A 1,568-nucleotide genomic window follows, 5' to 3' on the forward strand; every position below is an offset into this window, starting at 1 on the left:
GACGACGCGGAAGACCGCGAAGATCCGCGCATCGCCGCGCTCAAGCAAACCGCGAAAACCCAGCCGAAGGCCGCCTACGACCTCGGCCTGCGCTACTTCCGCGGCGACGGCGTGCGCCAGGACAGCTACCAGGCGCTCAAGTGGATGCGCGAGGCCGCCGAACGCGGCGACCTGAACGCGCAGAAGGCGCTCGGCAGTTTCTACCTGTTCGGCCTCGAGGAAATGGGCTCGGATGCGCGCGAAGCGGAGAAGTGGCTGTCGATCGCGGCCGGCCGCGGCGACAAGGAATCGAAAAAGCTGCTCGACCTCGCACGCAAGGCGAAGAAAGAAGACGAAGAAGACTGGAAATGGCGCACGCAATGGCGTGACGTCTATTACGGCTACTGGTACTCGGGCTATCCGTACTACGGCGTCTGGCAGCAGACGTACTGGTACTACTGACCGGGCATCGAGCAACGGGGGCAGCCGCGGGGAGACCACCATCGCGCGCTACGCCGGGGGGCTTATCGAAGTTCGCACGAACACATAAGCCGAACAACGACTCTAATCGATCGACAACGACATGAAGACCAATCTTTCCCAACGTCTCGTTCAAGGTGCGCTGGTTGCAGCGCTTGGCGCGTCCGTCGCGGGGTGCGGCGGCGTGGTGACGCCCGGCGGGCAGAACGCCGGCGTGACCGGTGCGGCGGCGGGCGGCGCGAGCGCCGGCGCCGATTCGCAACTGCAGCGCTGCACGTCGCCGCTCGGCACGATCGCGGTGGACGACGGCCGCAACGCCGACTGGTGGGGCCCGTTCGGCAGCGCGACCAAGATGACGACGATCGACCCGCTGCTGCGTCTGGCGGTGCAGCAGTCGAACTGCTTCGTGATCACGTCGATCGGCAACCAGAAGAGCGACGCGCGCCTGTCGCGCATCACGCAACTGCAGCGCAACTCGGGCGAATACCGCGCGGGCTCGAAGCAGCAGAAGGGGCAGCGGGTTGCGGCCGACTACTACATGGAGCCGCAGATCGTGATCAACGACTCGCCGATCGGCGGGATCGGCAGCATGATCGGCGGGCTGATCGGCAACAGCGCGGTGGCGGCGGTGGCGGGCCACCTGCAGACGAAGGCGTCGGTCGTGACGCTGACGCTGTTCGACGTGCGCTCGGCGGTGCAGATCGCGGCGGCGGAAGGCAGCTCGACGGCGACCAACTACGGTGCGGCGCTGGGCGGCTTCGGCGGCGGCGTGGGCGGTGCGCTCGCGGGCTTCTCGGCGACACCGGAGGGCAAGGCGACGGTCGTCGCGTTCATCGATGCGTACAACAAGATGGTCGTCGCGCTGCGCAGCTACAAGGCGCAGGACGTGAAGGGCGGGCTGGGCCGCGGCGGCCAGCTGCAGGTGAACTGACGTAGGCGGGCCGGCGGGATGCCGCCGGCCGATTGCCGAGTCTCGCTTCCCGATTCGCGATTCCTGATTTCCCGATGGTCGGTGCGTGCGGCGCGATGCGCGCGTGCCGGCTTCGTTCGTCCAGTTCGTTTGAAAGGGGACCCCGATGAAAGCCGCTGTACTGATTGCATTGACCTGC

2 protein-coding genes are annotated in these 1,568 nt (G+C 67.0%); both read left to right on the forward strand.

Translation table 11 applies throughout. The annotated features are described in order from the left end of the window. Positions 1-441, forward strand: a 441-nt coding sequence (locus WS61_RS23920; protein ID WP_059504096.1) for a tetratricopeptide repeat protein, incomplete at its 5' end; no start/stop codon positions are given. Between the two features lie 121 nt (positions 442-562). Beyond that, entirely contained in the window at positions 563-1,390 is an 828-nt protein-coding gene (locus WS61_RS23925; protein WP_034205621.1) for a hypothetical protein, read from the forward strand. The last annotated feature ends 178 nt before the right edge of the window (positions 1,391-1,568 follow it).

The organism is Burkholderia sp. ABCPW 11, assembly GCF_001523445.1.
Taxonomy (GTDB): domain Bacteria; phylum Pseudomonadota; class Gammaproteobacteria; order Burkholderiales; family Burkholderiaceae; genus Burkholderia.